The organism is Candidatus Cloacimonadota bacterium, assembly GCA_011372345.1.
In the GTDB taxonomy this organism is placed as follows: Bacteria; Cloacimonadota; Cloacimonadia; order Cloacimonadales; family TCS61; genus DRTC01.
The window spans coordinates 1-1,693 of sequence record DRTC01000080.1 but is presented as its reverse complement, the minus strand read 5'-3'; the positions used below and the strand labels follow the sequence as shown (position 1 = coordinate 1,693).

Genomic DNA, 1,693 nt, shown 5'->3' with positions numbered 1-1,693 from the left:
TGCCTTTTTAGGAGTATCAAGATCGAGTCTGCGGAGATGGGATAAGATGGATATTTTTCATGCTTTTAGGACCCCCGGTGGACATCGAAGATATGATATGATCTTAGCGATTTGGAGTTATTTTATAGAAAAACACAGAATAAGACCAACATTTCTGAAAAACCAAAACATATTCTCTGTTATGCACGAGTTTCAGGGCATAAACAAAAAGAAAAGGGTGATCTTAATAGACAAATACAGAAATTAATTATTGAAGCAAAAATTAAAGGAGAAACACACCCAATTACCATCTCAGATGTCGGATCCGGATTAAATCCACACCGAACAGGATTAAAAAAAGCATTAAAGTTAATTAAATCGGGTCAAATATCGAATATTTTGGTTACTTATAAAGATCGACTTACACGATTCGGTTTTCCGTTTATACAAAATTTTTGCTCTCTTTTCGGGGTACACATTATTGAAATCGAGCAGTCATCTATTAAAAGCGCACAACAAGGCTTAATAAATGATATGATGGCTCTAATTGCTTGTTTTTCGGGAAAATTATACGGAATGCGTTCCGCTAAAAGTAGAAAATCACTCTCACAAAAAAAACTGATGCAAAAACAAATTACGCGAATTATTGATCGTGAAATTAATGGAACGACAAATTGCCTAATTAGGCAAATTTTAGCCGAATAAATTAGAAATTTGAGTGCGTATAGATATTTATATAGTTAGACATAAAAATATATTTAATGACTTTCGCAGTTCGCAAATTTGCAGCACATCTTGATGCGATTAGTTCTGAAAAATCGCAAAAATTCCAAGAGTTTTATGTTTGTTTGCAAAAAATGCGCACTCTCAAGAATTTCATTATTCCACAAATCATTAGCCGAACAATTGTATCAGATTTTAAATATTCGGGAAATATGGCCGCTAAACGCCTATATGATAAACTCCGGGTCGAAATATTTCAAGAGATCCCGGAAGAGTTATCTATTTTCAGAGAAAGGGCCCGAAGAAATGCATTTTTTGAAGTATATGATCTAATTCGTAATCGATGGGTGCGAAATGGCTGGTTGACGCAAATTCTCAAATATTTTCAGGGACGGCCGATAGAGATTCAAATAGGATTGCTAAAAAACACCCTTAATATTCAATTCAAGCATGATCTGCTCAAACAATTAACGCATTGTTATACAAATAAACCCGTATCTTTTTCTATCGGGTATTTAAATAATCTTATTGGAGAACTACGTCAATCTTTATTCTCTTTACCTTTTCTTCAAGATTCTATTTGGCAGACAATGTGCCACCTCCGAAATTCCATTAAGTTTCATGAAAATATAATTCATGCAATGCAAACGGGATGGATTCGCCAAAGAAAGGGACAGAAATTAGCACTTAAGCCGTGTGAAATTTTACCGTCCTTGGTTCGTTCTTATAAACTGGCTACAGCATATAAAATTCGCAATAAAAAAGAATTGAAGCCTGAACTTGTGCAGCAACGTCAACTACACTTAAAAGATCTTGATCTTAATCGGATCAACCTAAATAAATTGATGCAACAGGCATTAAAACAGGAAATGGTGGAGTGGAAACAAAAATCCTGTGTATCCCGCATTATAAGACCGCATTATTCCAAGGTCACGATTTCTACACTCACGCAGCAAGGATTTGAATCATATTTACTCCGAAAATTGCAATA

The 1,693-nt window shown here is 34.7% G+C and carries 3 protein-coding genes; all 3 read left to right on the top strand.

All coding sequences use genetic code 11. The annotated features are described in order from the left end of the window. Positions 1-247, top strand: a 247-nt coding sequence (locus ENL20_01480; GenBank protein ID HHE37229.1) for a MerR family DNA-binding transcriptional regulator, incomplete at its 5' end; no start/stop codon positions are given. Then, positions 112-684: an IS607 family transposase gene (locus ENL20_01475; protein HHE37228.1), complete on the top strand. Its 573-nt coding sequence runs from the start codon at positions 112-114 to the stop codon at positions 682-684. The genes ENL20_01480 and ENL20_01475, both read left to right, overlap by 136 nt. Positions 685-740: 56 nt before the next feature. After that, on the top strand, positions 741-1,693 hold a 953-nt coding region (locus ENL20_01470), incomplete at its 3' end, for a hypothetical protein (protein ID HHE37227.1).